Source organism: Corallococcus carmarthensis (genome assembly GCF_003611695.1).
Lineage (GTDB): Bacteria > Myxococcota > Myxococcia > Myxococcales > Myxococcaceae > Corallococcus > Corallococcus carmarthensis.
In genome coordinates this window covers 1-402 of sequence record NZ_RAWE01000506.1, presented here as the reverse complement: position 1 = coordinate 402, position 402 = coordinate 1, and the positions used below count along the sequence as shown (strand labels likewise).

1 protein-coding gene is annotated in these 402 nt (G+C 66.2%); it reads left to right on the top strand.

Going from position 1 to position 402, the window contains the following annotated elements; genetic code table 11:
* On the top strand, nt 1-402 hold a 402-nt coding region (locus tag D7X32_RS44705; protein ID WP_208752796.1), incomplete at both ends, for a hypothetical protein.

The following is a 402-nucleotide window of genomic DNA, read 5'->3' as shown; positions in this document are numbered from 1 at the left end:
GAAGGTGGCGGAGCAACTGCGCAAGCAGGCGGCGAAGCTCAACAATATCGGCATCAATTCCGGCAGCGACCTGCTCGTCGTCAAGACGAAGCAGCTCAGGCAACGGGCGGAGAAGCTGGAGGACGCGGCAAAACCGGCGCATCTGGAGCGCTCGGCCGGGGCGATCCGGCTCGCCAACCGCGGCACCCATGCCAAGGTGCTGGTGACGTTGGAGGATGCGGTGGTGACGACGCCCGATGGAACGCCGCTGTTCAAGGCCGGCCGGCAGTTCATCTGCCAGGGCGACCGCATCGTGCTGCTCGGCCTCAACGGCGCCGGCAAGTCGCGGCTGGTGTCGATGCTGAAACAGGCGATCGAAAGACCGGAGACAGCGCGCGACAGCATCAAGGCGACGCCCTCGCT